The sequence below is a fragment of the Xanthovirga aplysinae genome (assembly GCF_009711365.1).
Taxonomy (GTDB): Bacteria; Bacteroidota; Bacteroidia; order Cytophagales; family Cyclobacteriaceae; genus Xanthovirga; species Xanthovirga aplysinae.
This window is the reverse complement of record NZ_SMMB01000665.1, coordinates 1-3,100: the sequence shown is the minus strand read 5'-3', so window position 1 is coordinate 3,100 and position 3,100 is coordinate 1. Positions and strand designations below refer to the sequence as shown.

At 38.9% G+C, this 3,100-nt stretch carries 2 protein-coding genes; both read left to right on the top strand.

Features of this window, described 5'->3' with window-relative positions:
- Positions 1-142: 142 nt before the first annotated feature.
- Positions 143-1,807: an SAM-dependent methyltransferase gene (locus E1171_RS03885; RefSeq protein WP_155204281.1), complete on the top strand. Its 1,665-nt coding sequence runs from the start codon at positions 143-145 to the stop codon at positions 1,805-1,807.
- A 172-nt stretch (positions 1,808-1,979) separates the two neighbouring features.
- Entirely contained in the window at positions 1,980-2,999 is a 1,020-nt protein-coding gene (locus tag E1171_RS03880; RefSeq protein ID WP_155204278.1) for a hypothetical protein, read from the top strand.
- The last annotated feature ends 101 nt before the right edge of the window (positions 3,000-3,100 follow it).

The window sequence follows — 3,100 nt, the reverse complement described above, 5'->3', positions numbered from 1 at the left end:
TGGTATATTTGTGCTTTCCACTCACCGAGCAATTGAATTGGCCCGTAGAGAAGGTTACAAAGCCACGATGAAAGCCGGGGTTTGTGCCTTAGATACTTTATGTGCCGATTTGGGTGTAGATCCTTGACATCCAGGAATGCAAATGCATGAAGCCACCGATTGCCTTATCCGTCAGCGACAAATAAACCCTTCTCTTCATGTAGTTTTATGGCAGGTAGGTTTGATCGGTGAACTGGGTTACCGAAGACAAGGGTTTCTTAACAACAATTTCTCTTATTTTATTAAATGGCTCCAAGAGATTTACGGAGAAAATTATGAAATTACCAATTACATCGGTTCCCGATATCCTACGATCGATCCTGTGATTAAGACCTATAAACTCAGTGAGTTACACGATCCTGAAAAACAGGCTAGTGTGACCGGAATCTCTACCTTTTACATTGCCCCAAAGGATACAATCCCTGCTCAGTACCAAGTTGTTAAGGACCTTGGACTCATTAAGGAAGGCCAACAGCTTGCTATCCCAAAATCCCCTCTAAGGGAAATTGGATCCTACGGACCTAGAGAAATGAAAGCCTTTGATCACTTTGCCAGATTCAGGATACCGCCCCATTACAAATGGCAAAAAGAAACTGAAGCCAGTAATTTTTTAATTGAACTGCGCTTTGATACAAAACTCCAGGATTTATATGCCAAAGATCCTCAGACTGCACTAGAAGACCCTCGTTTTTCTGCTTTATCGGATAGAGAAAGGTCCCTGCTTATTTCCAGGGATTCTAGTGCCATACAAATAGCCTCAAAGGGTGCTTATGTTCGCTCTGTTTCCACTGAACGGGCAATCACTACTATTTTAAACAGTAAATCATCTGCCGTTGCTATTTTACGAAAAATGACCAATTTAAATAAAGATAAGGCCCGCACTGCATTCAACCAATGGTTAAGCGAAAACGGTATGGAAGTAGATTGGGCTTCTTTATATAATTGTATTGATTATGTAAACCGCAACACTATGTTTCCCTGGACAGGAGTATACATTGAACCCAATCAAAGGTTTGCAGTAACCATCATTGGAAATCAGACAGATATAGGGAAGAGTATAATTTACCTGAATGATATGCGCATTATAAACCTTAAACTGGAAGGAGGGATAATCAAGTGGAAGAGCAATAAGCAAACCCCATTTAATGGTTTTATAAGGCCTGATGTGGATCTGCAGGGGAAGCGTAGAATTATTGGCAAAGTATGGTTAGAGAGTGAACCTATACCTGCCAGCAACAACTTTGTCGCTGATGAGGTAAACCCGATGTCTAAACTTATGACCTCAGTCGCTACTAAATTCCATAACTGCAATATCAGAGAAGTTTACGGGCAGTATGCCGTTCGGACCAATGGATGCTTTTTTAAAAATATTAGTGAGTTTAAGCTATCCGAATTCGGTTTAAAGATCAATCAACAAGAAGTAGAGTCTTTTAACTTTCTAAAAGGTAAACTCAGCTGGACAGGTGGCACTAAAGAATGCTATGCCGGTAGATTGACCTTTTTAAAAGACCCTATGATAAACTCCATTGAGCTTTATGGTATTTTTTCCTCCAAAGAAGAGGCCAAAGAATTTAATTGTTATGGTTCCCTGCTGAGGGATGAAAAACCGGAATACCAGGGACCAGAAGTGCCAGAATGGGCTAAAGATTACCTGGTCTCCATCCTACACACCAATAACAAAAATGGGGGGTTACTCTTTTGGTACAAATGGGAAAAGCAATACTTTACCAGTAGGGTAATGAATAAATACATCTCAAAACTTATTTGATTTTTTAAAATTATGAAATGACGTTTTATCAACCAAAATAAAAATCCTGTCTGCTACGAAGGAAGTTTGTTTCGGTAAATACTGACAGGAAAATAACGATAAAAGGTGGAGAAAAAGGGAAGTGCGTTTTATTATCCCTTAATTGATGTTAATCTATATAATTCGAATTAAAATGAGTACACAAGAACAAACACCTAAGTCGGATGTTTCTAAGGAGTGCCAAATAAATAATGAAACCGACTCTGATATTGTAGTTATTACTCCGACCACAGTACGAAAGCATAATTCTGAAAGCCCGTTCCCTAAATCCGCTTACAATCAGGACTTGGAGGTTTTAACAACCCTGGAAGGTGGGCAAGTCATTCCAGCTGGGAAAAGCGGCACCGTCGTTTTAGATAAGAGTTATATCGATCCTATTACGGGTGAATCTACTTATTCAATGGTCTACAAACTTTTGGTGAGTTCTGCCAACTCGTATTACCCTATAGCAAACATTAACACAATACAAAATAGAAGTTCAGGCTCAGCTAAATTCGATCCGCAAACAGTGGGCCCTAAAGACCAGGAGTCCATGAAAGAAACAGCCTTGTTCATTCAAACAATCCATGCTTACCCTAATTCTCAATTGGCTATGGACTTTAAGGCGGCAATGCCCGATAAAAACAAATCAAATACGAAGGCTATGATAGACGCAGCAAATACATTCTTTAAGAGTACTACAACTCAGTTTCAGAATGTAAGGCTCTTGAGTCTGATCGCTATGCATAGCTATTACAAAAAATTTCCCTTTGTATGGGCGAACTTTACTAACGTAACCTATTATCTATATAGCGGAAATGATCAGTCTAGCAATTTTGTAGGTCAGTTATCTATGAATAAACCGAGCATTATAGATCTTACAGCGCCTAATGCAGCTTATGAAATTAGCTTCTCTCCAGCTTCCAGTCTTTCTGACCCAACCTCAATAGAAGTAGATTCATCTAAAATGAAGCTCCTTACCTATTCCAATGATATTTTTGTTAATGATGAAAATGAGGGAACTCCTGAAATTTCCCTTAAAGGCACTTTTATGCCGAGGAGTTTTCTTAGCCAAAACCCTGATGATACCCAGATAATTAGGATTTTGTCTGGTATGGTGAATGGAGTTACCGTTACTGGTACGATGGAACGGTTACCTCTGGATCAAGGATAGCTTAAGATAAACTAAAAGTTTGCAACAGAGTCTGAAATAAGGCAAATTATACCAATAATAACGTAATAAATGCCTATATATCGGATTCTTTTCATTTTTTT

Excerpts from the sequence above, each read along its gene's own strand:
- E1171_RS03885 (WP_155204281.1), top strand. The coding sequence starts at position 143 with ATGCATGAAGCCACCGATTGCCTTATCCGTCAGCGACAAATAAACCCT.
- E1171_RS03880 (WP_155204278.1), top strand. The coding sequence starts at position 1,980 with ATGAGTACACAAGAACAAACACCTAAGTCGGATGTTTCTAAGGAGTGC.